This is a genomic window from Pseudomonas sp. NY15437, assembly GCF_048068435.1.
GTDB lineage: Bacteria > Pseudomonadota > Gammaproteobacteria > Pseudomonadales > Pseudomonadaceae > Pseudomonas > Pseudomonas nitroreducens_B.
In genome coordinates this window covers 1-21,142 of the sequence record NZ_JBLUQC010000015.1, presented here as the reverse complement: position 1 = coordinate 21,142, position 21,142 = coordinate 1, and the positions used below count along the sequence as shown (strand labels likewise).

The window sequence follows — 21,142 nt, the reverse complement described above, 5'->3', positions numbered from 1 at the left end:
CCCTGGCAAAACCCTTAGTCCCCTAAACAGATGCCCGCTATCGATGGCGCAGAACCGCGCCGGAGAGCGGCCCGCATCCGCCGGCACTCGAAACGCCGAGGGAACCCTAATCAATTGTCAGAGGATTCACCCAATGGAACTGAAATCTCAGAGCGCTCGAACCGTCCCCGCTCATTCCACGCGCGCCTCGCTGCGCCACTGGCGCCTGGGGCTGCTGGCCCTGGGCAGCGCCGCGCTGCTGGCCGGCTGCGCCGGTAACCCACCCAGCGAGCAAATGGCCGTCACCGAATCGGCGGTGAACGCCGCCGTCAGCAATGGCGGCCCTGAATACGCACCGGTGGAAACCAAGAACGCCCAGGACAAGCTCGCCCAGGCACGCATCGCCCTGAACGACAAGGAATACGACCAGGCCCGCAAGCTGGCCCAGCAGGCCGAGTGGGACGCCCGTGTGGCCGAACGCAAATCCCAGGCCGTGAAGGCCCAGAACGCGGTGAAGGACGCCCAGCAGGGCGTGATGGAGTTGCGTCAGGAAGGCCTGCAGCAGGCCCAGTGATCCCGCCCCAACGCCCGGTCAAATAAGGAATTTCGACATGAAAAAGTTCATCGTACTGCCCGCTGTTTCCACCCTCGCCCTGGCCCTGGCCGCCTGCTCGACGCCACCCAATGCCAACCTGGAAAAGGCCCGTAGCGACTTCCAGGCCCTGCAGGCCCAGCCCCAGGCCACCCAGCAGGCCGCGCTGGAAACCAAGGACGCCGGCGACTGGCTGGCCAAGGCCGACAAGGCCTACCGCGACGGCGCCGATCAGAAGGATGTGGACCAGCTCGCCTACCTGACCCAGCAGCGCATCGAACTGGCCAACCAGACCGTGGCCCTGCGCGACGCCGAGGATCAGCTCAAGAACACCTCGGCCCAGCGCGCCCAGGCCCGTCTCGACGCCCGTACCGCGCAGCTGAACAAGCTCAAGGGCGAGCTGAACGCCAAGCAGACCTCCCGCGGGACCATGGTGTCCTTCGGTGATGTGCTGTTCGACCTGGACCGCGCCGAACTCAAGCCCGGCGCCATGGGCAATGTGCAGAACCTCGCCGGGTTCCTGCAGCAGAACCCCGAGCGCAAGGTGATCGTCGAGGGTTATACCGACAGCAGCGGCTCGGCGTCGTACAACCAGAGCCTGTCCGAACGCCGCGCCGACGCCGTGCGCATGGCCCTGCTCAGCCAGGGCGTGAGCCCGGACCGCGTGACCACCCGCGGCTACGGCAAAGAGTACCCGGTATCGAGCAACGCCACGCCGGCCGGCCGCGCCATGAACCGCCGCGTCGAGGTGACCATCTCCAACGACGCCAACCCGGTACAGCCGCGCTCGTCGGTGAGCAGCGCTTACTGATCCGGCAGGACGGCTTGCTCGCTGTAGGAGCGGATTCATCCGCGATGCGTCTGGCGTGAGGCTGGGCCCATCGCGGACGGAGTCCGCTCCTACGGTGGCGCCTCCTGTAGGAGCGGGCCATGCCCGCGATCCCCGCACCCGGTACGGCCAATCGAGAATCGGGGGACATCACGCCCCTTGTAGGAGCGAGCTTGCTCGCGAACCTATGCGGGCCGCCTCGATCCTCTCTCCTGAGCGTGGGCAAGTCGTCCCGCCTGACGTTGCCTCATCCTTATGCGCCGAAACGCCCCCGTCGCCTCTGGAGAGAAGGCCAGGGTGAGGTCTCTGCACGACGCCGCGTTCGCGAGCCAGCTCGCTCCTACAGGTCGGGGCTGGGTCAGCCCAGCAGGCGCCGATAGAGCGCCGCCATCTCCGCCGAGAACGGCACCAGCACCACTTCCCGCAACGAACTCCCCTCCCCGCGCGGACGGCGCAGCGCGTCCACGGCGACCTGCGCGGCCAGTTCGGCGGGGTAGCCGTAGATGCCGGTGCTGATGGCGGGAAAGGCGATGTTGGCGAGGTGGTGGTCCTCGGCCAGCTGCAGGCTGTTGCGGTAGCACTGGGCGAGCAGCTGCGGCTCGCCGTGTTCACCACCACGCCAGACCGGCCCGACGGTGTGGATGACGAAGCGCGCCGGCAGGCGGAAGCCGGGAGTGATCTTCGCCTCACCGGTCTTGCAGCCGCCCAGCGGACGGCAGGCGTGGACCAGGTCCGGGCCGGCGGCCCGGTGGATGGCGCCGTCGACGCCACCGCCACCCAGCAGCGAGCTGTTAGCGGCGTTGACGATGGCATCGACGTCGAGACGGGTGATGTCGCCCTGCCAGACGCGGATATCGGGGTGGCTCATGACGCTGGCTCCCTTGGCCGCGACGGCGGGCTCGCCGTCACTTGACCTGTTGCGGGGTTTCCTCGCCCAGGCAGCGCACGGCGCGCTTGCGGCTGTCGACCAGCACGCCGGTCAGGCCCTTCTGGGTCATGTCGAACATCACCAGTACGCCGTCGATGCACTGCGCCTGCTGGTCGGCCGGGTCCAGGGCGAGCTTGGTGTCCTGGCCGGGGATGCTCTTGAGCATGGTGAACTGGCTCAGCTCCAGCGCGTCCTCGGGCTTGGCGAAGTGGAGGTAGCCGTAGTACCAGAGCGTGCCGACCGAGACGAAGATGGTGGCGATGACGGTGAGGATGTAGGAGATCGGGTTGTTCATGGCTTGCCTTGGTTGGAGGATTCCGCCGGCTGTTCCTGGGAGGTCGCCGGTGCAGCAGAGTTCGGGACTTCGGCCAAGCGGCGCAGGCCGGTGAAGTGCTGCGGGTCGTCGAGGAAGCGCAGCATCACCTCGCGCCACACCGCTTCGCCGAAGGTTTCCACGTGGTTGCCACGGGTCAGCTGGAAAACCTTGGGCGGCGGCGCGGCCTTGTAGAGGGAGAGGCCGTTGTCCAAGGGCACAATGGTATCGTCGATGCTGTGGAAGAACAGCACGGGTGCGCCAGAAAGTCGCGGCATCGAGCGAATCGCGCTATCGCCATCGGGCACCAGCCAGGACAGCGGCACCTGCAGCGGCCAGGTCAGCCAGCTGGTGGACAGGGTGTATCGGCCGACATCGCGGTAGCTGGCCGGCACGCCGTCGAGTACCACCGCGTGCAGTTGCTGCTGCCGCTGCGGGTGCTCGCCCAGGTAGTGCACGGCCAGGGCGCCGCCCAGGCTCTGGCCAAGCAGGATCACCGGCTTGCCCTGCACCTCGGGCGCCTTGTCCAGCCAGGCGAAGGCGGCGTCGATGTCCTGGTAGATCGCCGGCAGGCTCGGCGAGCCCGCGGAATGCCCGTAGCCGCGGTAATCCAGCATCAGCACCTGGTAGCCCTGCTCAGGCAGCCAGTAGGCGCCGCCCAGGTGCCAGGCCATGTTGCCGCCGTTGCCGTGCAGGTGCAGCACGGTGCCCTTGACCGGCACCCCCGCCTTGGCCGGCAGCCACCAGCCGGCGAGCTTCACACCGTCGGCGGTGGTCAGGGTGACGTCGCGGTAGTCCAGCTTGGCCCGGGCCGGGGTAATGGCGACGTCGTCGCTGGGGTAGAACAGCAGGGAGCTGCAGCCGCCAAGCGTGAAGAGCAGCGTGAGGGCGGCGGCCTTGAAACAACGATTCAGCATGAGGTCGTCCTTGAAGGTAACCACCTTGTAGGAGCGAGCTGGCTCGCGAACCACGTGCCGGCAGCGCCGGGGTTGGGCGGGTTCGCGAGCAAGCTCGCTCCTACGAAGAGCCGGACAGGGCATGGTTAGAGGATATTGGCGTAATCCGCCTCGATGCGGTCGAGGCTCAAGTGATTGAGGAAGTTGGAGAAGCACATCCACGCCGACAGCGCGTTGAGGTCGCGGAACTGCGGCGGCAGGTACTTGGGCGGCACCACCAGGCCTTCGTCCACCAGTTGGCGCAGGGTACGCATGTCCTCCAGGGTGGCCTTGCCGCAGAACAGCAGCGGGATCTGCTCCAGCTTGCCCTTGCGCACGGCGAGCTGGATGTAGTTGTAGATCAGGATGAAGCCCTTCAGGTACGACAGGTCCTTGGTGAACGGCAGGCCGGCCGGCGTCGAGCCACGGAACACGCGGCTGGAGTTCTGGTAGCTGCTTTCCACGCTGTAGCCCTGCTCGCGGTAGAAGTGGAACACCTCGAGAAAATCCGCGCCCTCTTCGGCCATGTGGATGGCGCGGGTGCGGTTGGTCAGTTTGCGCAGGCGCGTGGGGTAGGAGGCGAAGGCGATCACTTCCATCAGGATCGCCAGGCCTTCCTGGGTCACGGTGGAAGATGGCGGGCCCTTGGCCAGGAAGGTGCAGATCGGCTGATTGAGGCCGTTGAGCGTGGTGCCGACGTGCACCAGGCCCTCGTGGACCTCCAGCGCGCGCACGTCGCGCTCGTTGAACATGGCGTCGGCGCGCACCTTGATGTAGTCGGCGCCAGCGGCGGCGTCAGCGACGATGCCGTCGGACTCGAAGACGCGGATAGTGTCTTCCTTGCCGTCGAACACCTGGTTCAGCCGCTCCTGCAGCATCTTCACCGCATCGCTGGCGGTCAGCGTCTTGGGTTCGTCCTTGAGGTCGCCGCGGTCGGCGATATTGTTCAGATAGTCCGAGAGCATCAGCCCCAGGTCGGCCAGGGTGGGGTCGCCGGCATGGAAGGCGTCGGAGGCCGAACCGTAGAGTTCCTGGGAGATCAGGCCGAAGTCCTGGGTGCCGCGTGCTTCGAGCATGCGGATGACCATGCGGTATTCCTTGCACATGCGCCGCATGATCTGCCCGACCGGGTTGAACTGCCCCAGGTGGCGGGTGATGTCGCGCTCGATGTTCTGGAATTCCTGCTTCTTAGCGCTGCTGTCGAAGGACAGCGGGCGGCCGTCGTAGTAGGCACGGTCGACCTTGGGCGCGTGCTTGCCACGGCCCTTGAGGAAGTCGTCGCGGATGCCGTCGTCCCACTTGATGGCGTCGAGCACGCGGATCGGCGTCTGCGCCTCGACGATGCGGTCGGACAGGCCGCGGATGATCTGCTGGTATTCGTTGGGCGTGGACTTCTTGCGCCGTGGGGTCATGGCTTTTCTCCCGGGGTCACGCGCGAAAAGCGCAGCGCTTCGACGAACACGTCGGAGTTGGCAGGATCGTTGAGGTAGCGGATCACCTCCGGCAGCGGGCTGCTCACCAGGGCGCCGGCGCCCTGTTCGGTGTCGACTTTCTCGCCCTTGAGCGCGCCGTCCTTCATGTCCTGCAGGATGTGCTCGACATCCAGGTTATAGATCACCAGTTCGTCCTTGTCGGTGATCTCGAAGCCGGCCAGGGCGAAGTTGCCGCCCATGCTTTTCGGCAGTCCGGCGGACAGGTACCAGCGCTGGCCGTGGTGGGCGACGGTGAAGCCAAAGTCCTCGACGCTGTCGGTGTTGTCCTTGCTGTCGACGTAGCTGACGGCGCGGTAGAGGTTGGAGCCGGAGCGGGTGACCTCGAGGAACTGCTCCTCGCCGTACTCGTCCACACGCGACCACTGGCCCAGCAGGTGAGCCGGTGCGGGCTCGTTGGCCGGAATCGGGTCCTTGAACGTCACCAGGCAGCCACTGAGCAGGCAGATGCTCAACAGCAGCAGTGCACGCCAGACTTTCATCACGCCCTCCTTAGATCCGGATGCCTGTGCATGCGATGCGCCACGCCCTCCGGAGTTCCGACACGAAAACCCCGCCGGATGGCGGGGTTGGAATGCAGCAGCTGGGGCTACAGGCCCATCACCAGGTCGAGGTAGCGGCTAAGGATGGCACGCATTTCCTCGATCTGCAGGTGGTCGGTCCCATCCAGCAGGCCCTGATACTCCATCTGCAGGATGATGGCCGTCAACACCCGGGCATCCTGCTCGGGCTGCTTTGAACCGAGCACTTCGAAGAAATGCACCACGCCCAGGGAGAGAATCTGCCGGTGGCGCTGCGCCAGGTCATTGAGGCTGGGGTTGAGCAGCGCTTCCTGGCGGAAGGCCTGCTCGGCGAGCAGATGCTCGCGGCGCTCGTTGAGCTGGACAACGACATACTGGATCGCCAGCTCGACGATATTGGCGGTCAGCTCGCGGCGCGCGTGCGGGTCGTCCTGGGCGAGACCGGCGGCCATGGCCTGCAGGTCGCCTTCGACGCTGGCCCAGAAGGTCGACAGGGCCTCGGCGCTGCGTTCCACGAAGAGCGCGAAGGTGTCGGTGATGAGGTCCTGGATGTCCTTGAAGTAGTAGGTGGTGGCCGACAGCGGCACCCCGGCCTCGGCGGCCACGGCGCGGTGGCGCACGGCGCGGACGCCATCGCGCACGATGATCCGCAGGGCGGCGTCGAGGATCGCCTGGCGGCGCTGCTCGCTGCCCTGGCGGCTGGCCTTGCGGCCCTGGTATTTGACACTTTCTGCGATGGCGCTGGCGACTTGCGCTGCACTGTCTCGCGGGGACACGTGGGTCACTGGCATTACCTCCGGCGGCGCGGCCTGATGGCGCATTGTTCGAGCTTTTTTGTGGGAAAACAATTGCCGCTGCATGGCTGCGACACCGGCGCAGGGAGCGGGCCGCGAGGCAGAGCAGGCGGCTGGGAATCAGGCCTGGGAGTGAGACGTGCCACAGCGCGGCCGAGCCACGGCGACGGGGATACATTTCGTCGGATGGTATACCGTCAGATTCCCACCCACTTGTAGGAGCGGGCCATGCCCGCGATCGCGCGCATGGCGCGCTCCTACAGGTTGATGCCGGCGCCGCCCGGTAGTTCGGAAACGAAAAAGGCCGCCCCGAGGGCGGCCTTTCTCTGCCACGTCCTGCGCTTACGCCTGCGGGCGCATGTGCGGGAAGAGGATGACGTCGCGGATCGACGGCGAGTTGGTCAGCAGCATCACCAGGCGGTCGATGCCGATGCCTTCGCCGGCGGTGGGCGGCATGCCGTATTCGAGCGCGTTGACGAAGTCGGCGTCGTAGTGCATCGCCTCGTCGTCACCGGCGTCCTTCTCCTTGACCTGCAGCATGAAGCGTTCGGCCTGGTCTTCGGCGTCGTTGAGCTCGGAGTACGCGTTGGCGATCTCGCGGCCACCGATGAACAGCTCGAAGCGGTCGGTGACGCTCGGGTCGTTGTCGTTGCGGCGCGCCAGCGGCGACACTTCGAACGGGTACTGGGTGATGAAGTGCGGCTGCTCCAGCTTGTGCTCCACCAGCTCTTCGAAAATCATCACCTGCAGCTTGCCCAGGCCTTCGTGGCCCAGAACCTTGGCGCCGGCCTTCTTGGCGATGGCGCGGGCCTTCTCGACGTCGTTCAGGTCGGCCGCGGTGATGTCCGGGTTGTACTTGAGGATGGCGTCGAACACGGACAGGCGGGCGAACGGCTCGCCGAAGTGGAAGACCTTGTCGCCGTAGGGCACGTCGGTGCTGCCGAGCACGGCCTGGGCCAGCTCGCGGAACAGCTCTTCGGTCAGGTCCATGTTGTCTTCGTAGTCGGCGTAGGCCTGGTAGAACTCGAGCATGGTGAACTCGGGGTTGTGCCGGGTCGAAACGCCTTCGTTACGGAAGTTGCGGTTGATCTCGAAAACCTTCTCGAAGCCACCGACCACCAGGCGCTTGAGGTACAGCTCCGGGGCGATACGCAGGAACATGGCCATGTCCAGCGCGTTGTGGTGGGTTTCGAAGGGCTTGGCCGCCGCGCCGCCGGGAATGGTCTGCAGCATCGGGGTTTCCACTTCGAGGAAGCCGCGATCGGAGAGGAAGCGACGGATGTGGGCGATGACCTGCGAACGCACGCGGAAGGTGTGGCGGGTTTCCTCGTTGACGATCAGGTCGACGTAGCGCTGGCGGTAGCGCTGCTCGGTGTCGGTCAGGCCGTGGTGCTTGTCCGGCAGCGGGCGCAGCGACTTGGTCAGCAGGCGCACGCTGGTCATCTCGACGTACAGGTCGCCCTTGCCGGAACGGGCCAGGGTGCCTTCGGCGCCGATGATGTCGCCCAGGTCCCAGGTCTTGATCTCGGCCAGGGTCTCTTCGGGCAGGGTCTTGCGGTTCACGTAGGCCTGCAGACGGCCGCTGCTGTCCTGCAGGACGATGAAGGAGCCGCGGTTGAGCATGATGCGACCGGCGACCTTGACCGGGATGGCGGCTGCTTCGAGCTCTTCCTTGGTCTTGTCGGCGTACTGTTTCTGCAGGTCCGCGAAGTAGTCGGCGCGGCGGAAGTCGTTGGGGAAGGCGATGGCCTTGGCTTCACGCACGGCGGCAAGCTTTTCCTTGCGCTGGGCGATCAGCTTGTTTTCTTCCTGTTGCAGTTCGTGCTGGTCGAGTTGTTGGTCGCTCATGGTCGTTTTCTGCCTGGCGTGTAGATCAAAAGGGTTACTGGTAGGAGCGAGCTTGCTCGCGACGCTCTTCAGCGGGTTCGCGAGCAAAAACGAGGCGTCTCCCTCGCTCCTACAAAGGTGTCGTGGATCAGAGGCCCTGTTTCAGGCTGGCTTCCAGGTACTCGTTCAGGTCGCCGTCGAGCACCTTGTCGCAGTCGCTGCGTTCCACGCCGGTACGCAGGTCCTTGATGCGCGACTGGTCGAGCACGTAGGAACGGATCTGGTGGCCCCAGCCGATGTCGGACTTGGAGTCTTCCAGCGCCTGCGAGGCGGCATTGCGCTTCTGCATCTCCTGCTCGTACAACCGGGCCCGCAGCATCTTCATGGCGGTGTCCTTGTTGGCGTGCTGGGAGCGTTCGTTCTGGCACGCCACCACGGTGTTGGTCGGCACGTGGGTGATACGCACCGCGGAGTCGGTGGTGTTCACGTGCTGACCGCCCGCGCCGGAGGAGCGGTAGGTGTCGATGCGCAGGTCGGCCGGGTTGATCTCGATCTCGATGTTGTCGTCGATTTCCGGCGACACGAACACCGCGGTGAACGAGGTGTGGCGGCGGTTGCCGGAGTCGAACGGGCTCTTGCGCACCAAGCGGTGCACGCCGATCTCGGTGCGCAGCCAGCCGAAGGCGTATTCGCCCTTGATGTGCACGGTGGCGCCCTTGATGCCGGCGACTTCGCCTTCGGAGAGTTCAACGATCTCGGCGCTGAAGCCGTTCTTGTCCGCCCAGCGCAGGTACATGCGCAGCAGCATGTTGGCCCAGTCCTGGGCCTCGGTGCCGCCGGAGCCGGCCTGGATGTCCAGGTAGCAGTTGTTGGGGTCCATCTCGCCGCTGAACATGCGGCGGAACTCGAGCTTCTCGAGGATTTCGCGCAGGCGCTGGACTTCGGCCTCGACGTCGCCGACGGCGCCTTCGTCATTTTCCTCGACGGCCATGTCGAGCAGGTCGCGGGAATCGGCCAGACCGCCGGTGAGCTCGTCGAGGGTCTCGACGATCTGCGCCAGCATGGCGCGCTCGCGGCCCAGGTTCTGGGCGTATTCGGGCTTGTTCCAGACCGCCGGGTCTTCCAGCTCGCGGTTTACTTCGATCAGACGATCATGTTTCAGATCGTAGTCAAAGATACCCCCGAATGGACTGGGTACGGTCGGAGAGGTCCTTGATGCTGTTGAGGATCGGTTGGATTTCCATGGCGGGCATCTCTCACGGGTATAGGGCGTAGAAAAGCCGGCAAGTATACGTGAACTGTCGTCAGCCTAAAAAGGTTTACGACAGATCGCCCTCGCCCGCCGCCTGCGCCCGGCGGCCCGTTCAGCCGGCGATGGCCACCTGGTTGCGGCCGCCGTGCTTGGCGTTGTAGAGCGCCTGGTCGGCCAGTTCGATGAGCTGGCGACAGGCCTGCCCGGCCTGGGGCACCAGGGTCGCCACGCCGATGCTGATGGTCAGCGGCGAGCCCGGGGTGGGCAGTTCGTGGCGGATGTTCAGGTCCTGCACCAGGCGCCGCAGCTTTTCCGCCAGCAGGCGCGCGCCGCCGGGGGAGGTGTTGGGCAACACCATGACGAATTCTTCGCCGCCGTAGCGCGCCGGCAGGTCGGAGGGGCGACTGGCGCTGGCGCGGATCGCCCCGGCCACCTGGCGCAGCGCCTCGTCGCCCTGCACGTGGCCGAAGGTGTCGTTGTAGGCCTTGAAGTGGTCCACGTCCATCAGCAGGATCGACAGCTGGGTCTGCTCGCGCAGCGAGCGGCGCCATTCCATTTCCAGGTATTCGTCGAAGTGCCGGCGGTTGGACAGCCCGGTCAGGCCGTCGGAGTTCATCAGCCGCTGCAGCACCAGGTTGGTTTCCAGCAACTGCTGCTGGCTCTCGCGCAGGGCGCGGTAGGCCTCGTCGCGCTGCTGCAGGGCGAGGTAGGAGCGCGAGTGGTAGCGCACCCGGGCGATGAGTTCGATGGCGTCGGGCAGCTTGACCAGGTAGTCGTTGGCCCCCGCGCCGAATGCCGCGCTCTTCACCGTCGGGTCTTCCTTGGTCGACAGGACGATGATCGGCAGGTCGCGGGTGGCCGGGTTGGCACGGTACTCGCGCACCAGCGAGAGGCCATCGGCGCCGGGCATCACCAGGTCCTGGAGGATCACCGTGGGCTTGATCTGGATCGCCAGGGCAATGGCCTGCTGCGGGTCGGCGCAGAAGTGGAAATCGATGCTGGGATCGTCCGCCAGCGCCCGGCGCACGGCTTCGCCGATCATCGGCTGGTCGTCCACCAGCAGCACCATCACAGCGGAATCGCCTGGGGTGTTCACGGGATAGTTACTCGTCAGAGGGTTCATGCAATCAGCTCCGTAGCCCGCACTCAGGCGCAGACCTCAGCCAGTCGGCGGGCGATGTCGCCCAGCGCGCGGATTTCCACCGCAGCGCCGATCGCCGCCGCGGCCTTGGGCATACCGTACACGGCGCTGCTCTCCTGGTCCTGGGCCAGGGTCAGGAAACCGCGTTCGCGCATGTGTTTCAGGCCTTCGGCGCCGTCCCGGCCCATGCCGGTGAGCAGCACGCCGACGGCGTCGCCCACCCAATGTTCGACCACGCTGTCGAAGAACACGTCGATCGAGGGTCGGTAGATGTGGCCGCTGGGTTCGGCGGTGTAGGCCAGCTCGCCGCCCTTGAGCAGGCGGATGTGGTGATTGGTGCCGGCCAGCAGCACGCAGCCCGGCTGCGGCGGCTCGCCGTTGCGCGCCAGGCGCACGGGAATCTTCGACTGGGTCGAGAGCCACTCGGCCATGCCGGCGGCGAAGACCTCGTCGACATGCTGGACCACCACGACGGCGGCGGGAAAGTCCGCCGGCAGGCGCGCGAACAGATCTGCCAGTGCTGCCGGGCCGCCGGCCGAGGAACCGATGGCGACCAGCTTGCGTGCACCGCCGCCCTTGCGCGCCGGCACCGTATTGATCGCCGGGCGACTGTCGTGCGGGGCGGTCAGCCAGGCCAAGTTCTGCAGCTTGCGCAGCAGCGGGCGGGCGGCTTCGGCGGGGTCGCCCACGCCCATGGTCGGGGTGTTCACCGCGTCCACCGCGCCATTGCCCATGGCGTCGAACACGCGGCTCATGTTCTGTTCCAGGTCCACGGTGACGACGATGATCGCGCACGGGCTCTGCGCCATGATCCGGCGGGTCGCCTCCACGCCGTCCATCACCGGCATCAGCAGGTCCATGAGCACCACGTCGGGCTTGTGCACGGCGCACATTTCCAGCGCCTCCGCGCCGTTGGCGGCGACCCAGACGACGCGGTGCGCCGGCTCATAGGCCAGCGCCCGGCGCATGGCCTCCACCGCCAGGGGCATGTCGTTGACTATCCCTATCCTCATCCCTGTGCACCCCCGATCAGGTCGACCACCGCATCCAGCAGGGCCTCGTCATGGAAGCTGGCCTTGGCCAGATAATAGTCGGCACCGGCGTCCAGGCCGCGCCGCCGGTCTTCTTCGCGATCCTTGTAGGACACCACCATCACCGGCAGCGACTGCAGGCGGGTGTCGCGGCGGATCAGGTTGACCAGCTCGATACCGTCCATGCGCGGCATGTCGATGTCGGTGATGACCAGGTCGAAACGCTCCGAGCGCAGCGCATTCCAGCCGTCCATGCCGTCCACCGCGACCGCCACGTCATAGCCGCGCCCCAGCAGCAGCTTGCGCTCCAGCTCGCGCACGGTGAGCGAGTCGTCCACCACCAGCACGCGCTTGCGCACCGGGCCGGAAAGACGGCCGGCGGGGTCGATGCGTTCCAGGCGGCCGGTGGCGAGGAGTTTTTCCACCGAGCGCAGCATGTCCTCGACATCGAGGATCAGCACCGGCGTGCCGTCGTCCAGCAACGCGCCGGCCGAGACGTCCTGCACCTTGCCCAGCCGCGCATCCAGCGGCACCACCACCAGGGTGCGCTCGCCGATGAATTTTTCCACCGCCACGCCATAGGCGCTGTCGCGCTCGCGGATCACCACCACCGGAATCTCGTCCGGCGTGGCCTCGCCCTCGGGGCGTTGCAACAGCTGGCTGGCCGACACCAGGCCGACGTGCCGGCCCTCGTGCCAGAACTGCTGGCGGCCTTCGAGCTGGACGATCTCGTCCGGCGCCAGGCGGCGCATGCGCTCGATGTGCGCCAGCGGGAAGGCGTAGGCTTCGCCGCCGATGCTGACCACCAGGCTGCGCACCACCGACAGCGTCAGCGGCACCTCCAGGTGGAAGCGCGCGCCCTGCCCCGCCACCTGCTCCATGCGGATGCCGCCGCGCAACTGCCGCACCATGTGCTGCACGGCGTCCAGGCCGACGCCGCGGCCGGACACCTCGGTGACCTGCTCGCGCATGCTGAAGCCGGGCAGGAACAGGAAGCTCAGCAGCTCCTCCTCGGTGAGGCGCGCCACGGTCTCCTCGGTGGACAACTGGCGGCGCACGATGGCCGCGCGCAGGCGGTCGAGGTCCACACCGCCGCCATCGTCGCGCAGTTCCAGCACCAGCATGCCGGCGTGGTGGCGCGCCAGTAGCTGGATCGTGCCCTCCTCCGGCTTGCCGTGGCGGGCGCGCACCTCCGCGGGCTCGATGCCATGGTCGACGGCATTGCGCAGCAGGTGGGTGAGCGGCGCTTCGAGCTTCTCCAGCACGTCGCGATCCACCTGGGTGGTGGCGCCCTGCACGTCCAGGCGCACGGTCTTGCCCAGCGAGCGGCCCAGGTCGCGGACCATCCGCGCCTGTCCGGAGAGCACGTCGGAGAACGGCCGCATGCGGCACGACAGTGCGGTGTCGTAGAGCGACCGGGCACGCTGGCCGGCCTTGAAACTGAATTCGTCCAGCTCGGCGATCTGCTCGCTGAGCAGTTGCTGGCACTCGCCCACCAGACGCCGCGCGTCCGCCAGGTAGGCCTGCGCCTCGGTGTCGAGGTTGGCGGTGCTGGCAGCATCCCGCGCGCCATCGAGCACGCGGCTGGCACTGGCCTGGATGCGCTTGAGGCGTTGCAGCGAATCGAGCAGCGGTTTGAGGCGCTGGGATTCCACCAGCGATTTGCTGGAGTAATCGAGCAACTGGTTCAGGCGCTCGGCGGTCACCCGCAGCACGCGCTCGCAGGCTTCGTCGCTGTCGTTGGCGCGGCGACGCGGGGCGCCGTCGGCGGCGGGCGGCGCTGCCGGGATGGGCTGTTCGAGCACCACCGGCGCGGGCTCGACAGGCAACGCCAGCGGCGGCGCAGGCACGGGCGCGGGCGGAACGTGGCCGGCAACCAGCGCCTGCAGTTGCTCCACCATGGCCGGCACGCCCTGCCGGGCCTGCTCGGCACGGTCGGGCTGGGCATCGGCGATGTGCAGGAGGATATCGGTGCCGGCCAGCAGCGCGTCGATATGCCCGGAGGTCAACCGCAGCCGCCCCTCCTGGGCGCCGACCAGGCAGTCTTCCATCACATGGGCGACCTGCACGCCGGCATCCAGCCCGACGATCCGCGCGGCCCCCTTGAGCGAGTGCGCGGCGCGCATGCAGGCTTCGAGCTGGTCGGCCTGGCCCGGATTGCGCTCCAGCGCCATCAGCCCCTGCACCAGCACCTGCGTCTGGGCTTCCGCCTCCAGGCGGAACAGCTCCAGCATCGATGCATCCTTCATCTGGTCCGGCGTCATGCGAGGCTCCGGGTGGCCGCGTCGAGCAGCGCTTCCTGGTCGAGCAGGCGGATGCTGCGCTGGCGCCACTGCATCACGCCACGGGTGAAGCGGTCATTGGCGGCGTGGCGTTGCGACGTGGCCTCGACGATGGCGTTCTCGTCCAGCGCATGGATGCCGTCCACCTCGTCCACCGGCGAGATGATCGGCCCGCTGAGCGCCGCGAGGATCAGCATGCGCGGCACGACGCGGGCGTCGTCGCGGGCAACCGCGCGGCTGTCGAGACCCAGCAGCTCGCCCAGGGAAATACACGCCACCAGGGTGCCGCGCACATTGGCCACGCCCAGCAGCGCCGGCGAGCGCTGGTGCGGCAGCGAATGCACCACGCAGGCGGGCGCCACCTCGGCCAGGGCGCGGGTGGGCAGCCCCAGCCATTCCTCGCCGAGACGGAAAATCAGGTGCGGGCGCCCCTCCTCGACCTCCGCCTCGGTGGCATCGACCGGCGCCAGCTCTGCACCGTCGCTGCCCAGCGAATAGCGATCCAGGAGGCTGATGGCGGCGGCGGCATGCACCGGGCAGTTGCGGCAGTGGATGTACTCGGCCAGCCTCGGGCAGCTGCGGTCGCCGCGCACGCCGATGCGGTTCCAGCAGTCGTCGACGCTCGGCAGGTCGCCCTCGAGCGACGCGCTGTCGCGGTATGAAGAGCCGCGTTCAACCATTGCGCTTCACTCCTCGCGCGGCACGTTCCTGCAGGCGGCGGGCGCCGGCCGCGTCGCCCTGGGCTGCGAGCAGCGCGGCCAGGTGTTGCAGGCTTTCCTGGTGATCGGGTTGCAGGTACAGGGCCTTGCGGTAGTACCCCTGGGCCTCGCTGCCCTGCCCCTGGGCATCGGCCAGCAGGCCCAGCCAGTAGAAGACTTCGGCGTCCGGGCCCTTTTCGGCCAGCAACGCTTCGCAGCGCTGGCGCGCTTGCGCGGCGTGGCCGGAATTGGCCAGCCGGGCAATGTCCACCAGTGCGTTATCGGCAGGCGCGGCGGCCGGCTGAACGGTGTTGCCGGCCGGACGGGGACGCAGCGGCGTGGGCTTGGGCGCCGCCGGGCGCGGGATCGGCGCCGGGGCCGTCCACTTCGGCGGCGCGGCACGCGGGGCGGCGTCGGCAACCTGCAGCGGGAAGGCGAAGGACTGCGCCACGCCCAGCGGGCGCAGGCCGATGCGCGACATCAGGCTGGCCTCGGCCGGGCCGATGAACAGCACGCCGTCCGGCCGCGCCAGGCGGCGCAGCACCTCCACCACCTGCGTCTGGGTCGGGCGGTCGAAGTAGATCAGCAGGTTGCGGCAGAACACATAGTCGTAGGGCGCCTCGCCAGCCAGCAGGCCCGGTGCGAGCAGGTTGCCAACGCGGAAGCGGACCGCGCGGCGCACCGCTTCGCTGAGCTGGTAATCGTTGCCGTCGGTGCTGAAGTAGCGCTCGCGGAAGCCCAGGTTGGAGCCGCGGAAGGAATTGCGCCCGTAGCGCCCCTCCTCCGCGCGCTCCAGCACCGCGCGGCTGACATCCAGCGCGTCGACCTGGAACGCCGCGGGCGCCAGCCCGGCATCGAGCAGCGCCATGACGATGGAGTACGGCTCCTCGCCGGTGGAGCACGGCAGGCTGAGCAGCCGCAGCGGGCGGGTGCCGGCCAGCTCCAGCGCGCGCCGGGCCGCGAGGCGGGCCAGCGCGGCGAAGGATTCGGGATAGCGGAAGAACCAGGTCTCCGGGACGATCACCGCCTCGATCAACGCCTGCACTTCCTCGGCGGAGCCCTGCAGTTGCAGCCAGTAGTGCTCGACATTGCCGCCGCTGACCTGGTTGCAGCGCTGGCGCACGGCGCGCTCGATCACCGCGTCGCCGACCGACTCGGCGTCCAGGCCGATGCGCTCCTTGAGCAGCTGGGCGAAGCGTGGGTCGCTCATGCCGGCGCATCCCCCGCGTCTTGCAGCAGGCGCGCTCGGGCTTCGTCGCTGAGCAGTTGATCGACGCTCACGCGCTGCAGCAGGCCGTGCTCGTCTTCCAGCACGGGGCCGAGGTAGCGGGCGCTGCCGTTGTCCAGCGCGTAGGCACGGAACGCCGCCGGATCCCGGCGCAGGGTGTGGGTCGCCTGTTCGAGGATCAGCCCGAGCCGCCGCTGCTGCCCCTCATCATCGGCGCGGTAACGCACCAGCACCAGGCGCGTGCTGGTACGCCGCAGCGCGCTGTGACCGAACGCCAGTTGGCTGAGATCGAGCACGGGTAGCAGCTCGCCACGGTGCGGGAACAATCCGGCAACCCAGGCGGGCGCTTCCGGCACGCGCTTGAGCACGGGCAATGGCAGCACCTGCAGGACGTCATCGACGTCCAGCGCGTAGCGGTCCGTCCCCAGGCGGAACTGCAGGTACAGCCTGCCCGCCGCGGCGTCAGACCTTGAAGCGGGAGACGCCATTGCGCAGTCCATTGGCCACGAGGTTCAGCTCGTCGATGGCGAAGCTGGCCTGGCGCAGGGATTCCACCGTCTGCCCGGTGGCCTCGCCGAGCTGCACCAGCGCCTGGTTGATCTGCTCGGCGCCGGTGGCCTGGGCCTGCATGCCCTCGTTGACCATCTGCACGCGCGGCGCCAGGGCCTGCACCTGCTGGATGATCTGCGAGAGCTGCTCGCCGACCTGGCCGACTTCCGAGATGCCGCGGCGCACCTCCTCGGAGAACTTGTCCATGCCCATCACGCCGGCGGACACGGCGGACTGGATCTCGCGGACCATCTGTTCGATGTCGTAGGTGGCGACGGCGGTCTGGTCCGCCAGGCGACGCACCTCGGTGGCGACCACGGCGAAGCCGCGGCCGTACTCGCCGGCCTTCTCCGCCTCGATGGCGGCATTGAGCGAGAGCAGGTTGGTCTGGTCGGCCACTTTCACGATGGTGGTCACCACCTGGTTGATGTTGCCGGCGCGCTCGTTGAGGATCGCCAGCTTCGCGTTGACCAGTTCGGCGGCGCCCATCACGTGGTGCATGGTCTCTTCCATGCGCGCCAGGCCCAGCTGGCCGGAGCCGGCCAGGGTGGAGGTCTGCTCGGCGGCCGAGGACACCTCGGTCATGGTGCGCACCAGGTCGCGGGAGGTGGCGGCGATTTCCCGCGAGGTGGCGCCGATCTCGGTGGTGGTGGCGGCGGTTTCGGTGGCGGTGGCCTGTTGCTGCTTGGACGTCGCGGCGATCTCGGTGACCGAGGTGGTGACCTGGATGGCCGAGCGCTGCGCCTGCGCGACCAGGGTCTTGAGCTCCTCGGCCATGCCGTTGAAGCCGGTTTCGATCACGGCGAACTCGTCGTTGCGCTCCATCGCCAGGCGCGTGGTGAAGTCGCCGCTGCCCATGACCTGCAGGCCCTTCACCACCTGGCGCACCGGCTCGGTGATGGCGCGCATCAGCAGCAGCCCGCAGACCGCCGCCACCAGCAGGGCGAGCAGCATGGACACCAGCATGATGATCTTGGCCCGGTGCACTTCGACGACGATGTCGGCCGCCGCCGTATCGGCGATCTGCTTGTTCAGGTCGATCAGTTCATTGAGTGTCCGACGCCCGGCTTCCCAGGCGGGGTCGAGCTTGTCCACCACCATCTGGCGCCCCGCGGCGCGGTCCTTGGTGTACTGGTCCAGCACCTGCGCCAGCAGCTCTTCGTAGCCCTGCGCCTGCTGCTTGAAACGGTCCATCAATTGCCGGTCGCGCGTTTCGTGGATGGTCAGTTCGTACTTGGCGATGCGGTCGAACAGCACGTCATGATTGGTGTTGAAGGCCTGGCGGTCCGTCGCGTCGAGCGCCTTCTCCTGGCTCAGCCCGACCAACATGTGCACCATCAGGATGCTGTCGGTCCAGGCCGAGCGCACGGTGGTCAGGGCGTAGGTCCCCGGCATGGCGTCCCGGCTGACCCGGTCGGTGCTCTTCTCGATGTCCAGCAGTCGGATGTAGGAAATCACTACCATCATGCTGACGAAAGTGCACTTGAAAGAGCTTAGGCTCGCAAATGCAAATTCCTACTAATTCCTCAGCAAGATACGACATATAGTATCTGGACAGAGGTGAAACTCGCCTCCTTATTCCAAATTTCCAGCACATTTTCCCGCCCCGGAACGCCGACGAAATCCGCCCATGCTGTCCCTCGCCCTGGCCGCCCACGCCGGCCTGTTCCTCTCGGCATTCGGCGCCGCCACCCTGCTGCCGCTGCAATCCGAAGCCGTGCTGGTCGCCCTGCTGCTGGGCGGCCACTACCCGCTGTGGTCCCTGCTGCTGGCCGCAAGCCTGGGCAACGTGCTCGGTTCGCTGGTGAACTGGCTGCTGGGGCGGGGGCTGGAGCGCTGGCGCGGCAGCCGCTGGTTCCCCGTGAGCGACGCGGCGCTGGCAAAGGCCCAGGGCCACTACCGGCGCTTCGGTAGCTGGTCGCTGCTGCTGAGCTGGGCGCCGGTGATCGGCGACCCGCTGACACTGATCGCCGGCGTCATGCGCGAGCCGCTGTGGCGCTTCCTGCTGCTGGTCACCCTCGCCAAGGTCGGCCGCTACGCCGTGCTGGCCTGGCTCACGCTCGCCTGACTCACACTCGTCTGACCCACGCTCGTCTGACCCACGCTCGTCTGAATAGTCCCCTCGTCAAAAGCGGACAGGTTTTTCCTCTGCTAGTCCTGTTTTGCCACTGCATCGAAAAAATGGCGCCAAGTAATATCAATGCGCCATCACCGTGCATGGCAGGGCCACAGGCCCCTCGACCGGATTTTAGAAAAAGGGAATTTCACGATGTTCAGAAGCATGAGTATTGGCCGCCGCGCGTCCCTGGGTTTCGCCGTCATGGGCCTGCTCCTGGTGTTCCTCGGGCTGTTCTCGCTGTACAAGCTCTCGACCTTGCGCGCCGCCTCCGAAGAGATCGACAGCAACTGGTTGCTGAGCATCAACCACATGAACCAGTTGTCGGGCGACATCGCCCGCATCCGCCTGGAGTCCATGCGCCTGCTGGTCAACCACGACAGCGCCGCCCGTGAGCGCAGCCTGGGCCTGATCGCCGATGCGCGGCAGGACAAGGACAAGGTGCTCGCCGACTATCGCCGGCTGATCCTCAGTGCCGAGGAGCAACAGCACACCGATGAGCTGCGCCAGGCGCTGGACGGCTACCTCGGCTTCGTCGACCAGTTGCTGGAGAAGGTCCGCCAGTCCGACGACGACGGCGCGCTGCAGCTGCTCAACGGCAGCATCGCCCAGCAGGGCGCCGAACTGAACAAGCGCCTCACCGCGCTGATCGACCTCAACCGCAACGGCGCCGCCGCGGCCGCCGAGCGCGCCGTGCAGCAGTACCAGAGCGGACGGCTGGTGGTCGGCGTGGTGCTGTTGCTGAGCGTCGGCCTGACCCTGCTGCTGGCCTGGCAACTCACCCGCAGCATCGTCGTACCGCTCAACCAGGCGGTACGCGTGGCGCAGACCATCGCCGGCGGCGACCTCAGCCAGCGCTTCAGCGTCGAAGGCCGGGATGAGCCGGCACAACTGCTCAATGCCCTGGCGGACATGCAGAACAGCCTGCGCGAGACCATCCGCGGCATCGGCAACTCGGCCAGCCAGCTCGCCTCGGCCGCCGAGGAAATGCACAGCGTGATGGAGGAAAGCAGCCGCGCCCTGCAGCAGCAGAGCGACCAGATCGAAATGGCCGCCACGGCCGTCAACCAGATGACCAGCGCGGTGGAGGAAGTCGCCAGCAATGCCGCGTCCACCTCCGCGGCCTCCCGCGAGGCGATCGACGCCGCGCGCACCGGCAGCGAGCGGGTGGACGAGACGTCCACTGCCATCGGCACCCTGGCCGGCGAAGTGGGCCAGGCCTCGCAGCAGGCCGAGGCGCTGGCGAACCAGGCGCAGGACATCGGCAAGGTGCTGGAGGTGATCCGCAGCGTCGCCGAACAGACCAACCTGCTGGCGCTCAATGCCGCCATCGAAGCCGCCCGCGCCGGCGAGGCCGGACGCGGCTTCGCGGTGGTGGCCGACGAAGTGCGTTCGCTGGCCCAGCGCACCCAGAGTTCGACCCGCGAGATCGAGGAACTGGTTTCGGCGATCCAGAACGGCAGCGACCGCACCGTCGCCGCCCTGCTCAGCAGCACCGCCCACGCCGAGCGTACCGTCAGCCGCACCGGCGAGGCCGGCGCTTCGCTGCAGGTGATCCTCGAACGCATGTCGATGATCAACGAGCGCAACCTGGTGATCGCCAGCGCGACGGAAGAACAGGCCCAGGTCGCCCGCGAGGTGGACCGCAACCTGCTGACCATCCGCGACCTGGCGACCCAGACCTCGGCCGGCGCCACCCAGACCAGCGCGGCGAGCCAGGAGTTGTCGCGCCTGGCCGTGGACCTGAACGGAATGGTGGCGCGCTTCGTGGTCTGAAAGGCTGATTCCTAGGCCGATTTCGCCAACTGAGTAGCGAATTTGGACATGGCGATAGGGAATTTTTCCGGCATTTTCCTATCCAATGGCCATCATGGAATGCCACAGGGTGGATAGATGAAACTGTTGAAATTGTCGGCCGTGCTGGCCGCCGCCGCGCTGCTGAGCGCCTGCGGGGGCAACCAGGCCAAGGTCTGCGGCTCGGACGACGTGAAGAACCAGCTGGTGAAGATCTTCCTGTCGGGCGCCCTCTCCAGCCAGTCCGACGCCCTGAGCAAGGCCGAACTGAAGGATGTGGCGATCATCGACAAGGACCCGGACAGCGGCGTGCTGGAATGCGTCGGCACCTTGACCGTGCCGGTGGTTGGCCAGGTCGCCTCGGGCACCCTGAAGTACCAGATCGCCCCGGCGGCCAAGTCCGAGCACGACTACCTGCTGCTGCTCGCCGACGGCCCGCTGGCGAACGCCTTCGCCAAGCGCATCGAAGGCATGATCCCGCAGCAGTGAGGGTTATCCACAGGCAATGAAGAACCGGCCCCAGGGGCCGGTTTTTTATTGGGCGATCCAGGAACCACCCTGTAGGAGCGGGCCATGCCCGCGATCCGCCGGCTGGGCCGGCGCCCCAGATTTGTTGCTTCAGCCTGGGTGTCCAGCGCCGCTTCGGTGTACGCGCGAGCTCTGTATTTCGCCCCCTCGGGCGAGTCCCTTTTGTCAAACGCCACAAAAGGAACCAAAAAGTCTTGCCCCGGACATCCGGTTTTTCGCTTACGCGAAAAAACCGCGGTCCGGGGCAACAACTTGGCCTTCATTGGGGCGTTTTCCCACGAAGGTCCCCCGCGGGGGGCGCACACCGACCGCAGC

20 protein-coding genes and 1 pseudogene are annotated in these 21,142 nt (G+C 67.2%); 5 read left to right on the top strand and 16 right to left on the bottom strand.

Going from position 1 to position 21,142, the window contains the following annotated elements:
* Positions 1-133: 133 nt before the first annotated feature.
* Both ACNFIA_RS26160 and ACNFIA_RS26155 read left to right on the top strand, forming a co-directional pair.
* On the top strand, positions 134-553 hold the full coding sequence (locus ACNFIA_RS26160; RefSeq protein WP_416789890.1) for a DUF4398 domain-containing protein: 420 nt from the start codon (positions 134-136) through the stop codon (positions 551-553).
* A gap of 37 nt (positions 554-590) precedes the next feature.
* Positions 591-1,382, top strand: a complete 792-nt coding sequence (locus ACNFIA_RS26155) for an OmpA family protein (protein ID WP_416789888.1) — start codon at positions 591-593, stop codon at positions 1,380-1,382.
* A gap of 376 nt (positions 1,383-1,758) precedes the next feature.
* Here ACNFIA_RS26155 and ACNFIA_RS26150 read toward each other — a convergent pair whose 3' ends face one another.
* From ACNFIA_RS26150 to ACNFIA_RS26075, 16 genes and pseudogenes are all read right to left on the bottom strand, one after another.
* Positions 1,759-2,268: an O-acetyl-ADP-ribose deacetylase gene (locus ACNFIA_RS26150; RefSeq protein ID WP_416789886.1), complete on the bottom strand. Its 510-nt coding sequence runs from the start codon at positions 2,266-2,268 to the stop codon at positions 1,759-1,761.
* A 37-nt stretch (positions 2,269-2,305) separates the two neighbouring features.
* A complete protein-coding gene (locus ACNFIA_RS26145; RefSeq protein ID WP_416789884.1) occupies positions 2,306-2,623 on the bottom strand; it encodes a hypothetical protein in 318 nt (105 codons plus the stop codon).
* The gene (locus ACNFIA_RS26140; protein ID WP_416789883.1) at positions 2,620-3,558 is read right to left on the bottom strand and encodes an alpha/beta hydrolase; all 939 of its coding nucleotides are present in this window, start codon (positions 3,556-3,558) and stop codon (positions 2,620-2,622) included. The genes ACNFIA_RS26145 and ACNFIA_RS26140 overlap by 4 nt, the downstream gene beginning before the upstream one ends.
* A 125-nt stretch (positions 3,559-3,683) precedes the next feature.
* Positions 3,684-4,988 (bottom strand): flavohemoglobin expression-modulating QEGLA motif protein, encoded by a 1,305-nt coding sequence (locus tag ACNFIA_RS26135; RefSeq protein WP_259756668.1) that lies wholly within the window; start codon positions 4,986-4,988, stop codon positions 3,684-3,686.
* Positions 4,985-5,548, bottom strand: a complete 564-nt coding sequence (locus tag ACNFIA_RS26130; RefSeq protein ID WP_416789881.1) for a hypothetical protein — start codon at positions 5,546-5,548, stop codon at positions 4,985-4,987. Before ACNFIA_RS26130 ends, ACNFIA_RS26135 begins: the two co-directional genes overlap by 4 nt.
* 107 nt (positions 5,549-5,655) lie before the next feature.
* Positions 5,656-6,372 (bottom strand): TetR/AcrR family transcriptional regulator, encoded by a 717-nt coding sequence (locus ACNFIA_RS26125; RefSeq protein WP_259756671.1) that lies wholly within the window; start codon positions 6,370-6,372, stop codon positions 5,656-5,658.
* A gap of 351 nt (positions 6,373-6,723) precedes the next feature.
* A complete protein-coding gene (gene lysS / locus ACNFIA_RS26120; protein WP_259756672.1) occupies positions 6,724-8,229 on the bottom strand; it encodes a lysine--tRNA ligase in 1,506 nt (501 codons plus the stop codon).
* A 127-nt stretch (positions 8,230-8,356) separates the two neighbouring features.
* Positions 8,357-9,452, bottom strand: a protein-coding gene (gene prfB, locus ACNFIA_RS26115) for a peptide chain release factor 2 (protein ID WP_259756674.1) whose coding sequence is annotated in 2 segments (ribosomal slippage) — positions 8,357-9,379 and positions 9,381-9,452 — 1,095 coding nt in all. Because the reading frame shifts where the segments join, the coding sequence is not laid out codon by codon here.
* A gap of 120 nt (positions 9,453-9,572) precedes the next feature.
* Positions 9,573-10,583 (bottom strand): diguanylate cyclase domain-containing protein, encoded by a 1,011-nt coding sequence (locus ACNFIA_RS26110; protein ID WP_416789879.1) that lies wholly within the window; start codon positions 10,581-10,583, stop codon positions 9,573-9,575.
* Positions 10,584-10,606: 23 nt separating this feature from the next.
* Positions 10,607-11,614: a chemotaxis response regulator protein-glutamate methylesterase gene (locus ACNFIA_RS26105; RefSeq protein WP_259756676.1), complete on the bottom strand. Its 1,008-nt coding sequence runs from the start codon at positions 11,612-11,614 to the stop codon at positions 10,607-10,609.
* On the bottom strand, positions 11,611-13,896 hold the full coding sequence (locus tag ACNFIA_RS26100) for a hybrid sensor histidine kinase/response regulator (protein WP_416789877.1): 2,286 nt from the start codon (positions 13,894-13,896) through the stop codon (positions 11,611-11,613). Before ACNFIA_RS26100 ends, ACNFIA_RS26105 begins: the two co-directional genes overlap by 4 nt.
* Positions 13,893-14,594: a chemotaxis protein CheW gene (locus ACNFIA_RS26095; RefSeq protein ID WP_259756679.1), complete on the bottom strand. Its 702-nt coding sequence runs from the start codon at positions 14,592-14,594 to the stop codon at positions 13,893-13,895. The genes ACNFIA_RS26100 and ACNFIA_RS26095 overlap by 4 nt, the downstream gene beginning before the upstream one ends.
* On the bottom strand, positions 14,587-15,822 hold the full coding sequence (locus tag ACNFIA_RS26090) for a CheR family methyltransferase (protein WP_416789875.1): 1,236 nt from the start codon (positions 15,820-15,822) through the stop codon (positions 14,587-14,589). The genes ACNFIA_RS26095 and ACNFIA_RS26090 overlap by 8 nt, the downstream gene beginning before the upstream one ends.
* Positions 15,819-16,328: a chemotaxis protein CheW gene (locus ACNFIA_RS26085; protein ID WP_416789874.1), complete on the bottom strand. Its 510-nt coding sequence runs from the start codon at positions 16,326-16,328 to the stop codon at positions 15,819-15,821. The genes ACNFIA_RS26090 and ACNFIA_RS26085 overlap by 4 nt, the downstream gene beginning before the upstream one ends.
* Positions 16,303-17,166, bottom strand: coding sequence for a methyl-accepting chemotaxis protein (locus tag ACNFIA_RS26080; RefSeq protein ID WP_416790018.1), 864 nt, complete (start codon positions 17,164-17,166; stop codon positions 16,303-16,305). Before ACNFIA_RS26080 ends, ACNFIA_RS26085 begins: the two co-directional genes overlap by 26 nt.
* Positions 17,161-17,859 (bottom strand): annotated as a pseudogene (locus ACNFIA_RS26075) (MCP four helix bundle domain-containing protein); the annotation flags it as partial. The pseudogene ACNFIA_RS26075 and the gene ACNFIA_RS26080, both read right to left, overlap by 6 nt.
* 160 nt (positions 17,860-18,019) lie before the next feature.
* On the opposite strand from ACNFIA_RS26075, the gene ACNFIA_RS26070 reads away from it, so the two are divergent.
* The 3 genes from ACNFIA_RS26070 (at position 18,020) to ACNFIA_RS26060 (ending at position 20,788) form a co-directional block, all read left to right on the top strand.
* Complete coding sequence (locus ACNFIA_RS26070; RefSeq protein ID WP_259756684.1) at positions 18,020-18,457, top strand: YqaA family protein; 438 nt, start codon at positions 18,020-18,022, stop codon at positions 18,455-18,457.
* A 213-nt stretch (positions 18,458-18,670) separates the two neighbouring features.
* The gene (locus ACNFIA_RS26065; RefSeq protein WP_416789872.1) at positions 18,671-20,281 is read left to right on the top strand and encodes a methyl-accepting chemotaxis protein; all 1,611 of its coding nucleotides are present in this window, start codon (positions 18,671-18,673) and stop codon (positions 20,279-20,281) included.
* Between the two features lie 117 nt (positions 20,282-20,398).
* Positions 20,399-20,788: a hypothetical protein gene (locus tag ACNFIA_RS26060; protein ID WP_416789870.1), complete on the top strand. Its 390-nt coding sequence runs from the start codon at positions 20,399-20,401 to the stop codon at positions 20,786-20,788.
* Positions 20,789-21,142 lie beyond the last annotated feature (354 nt).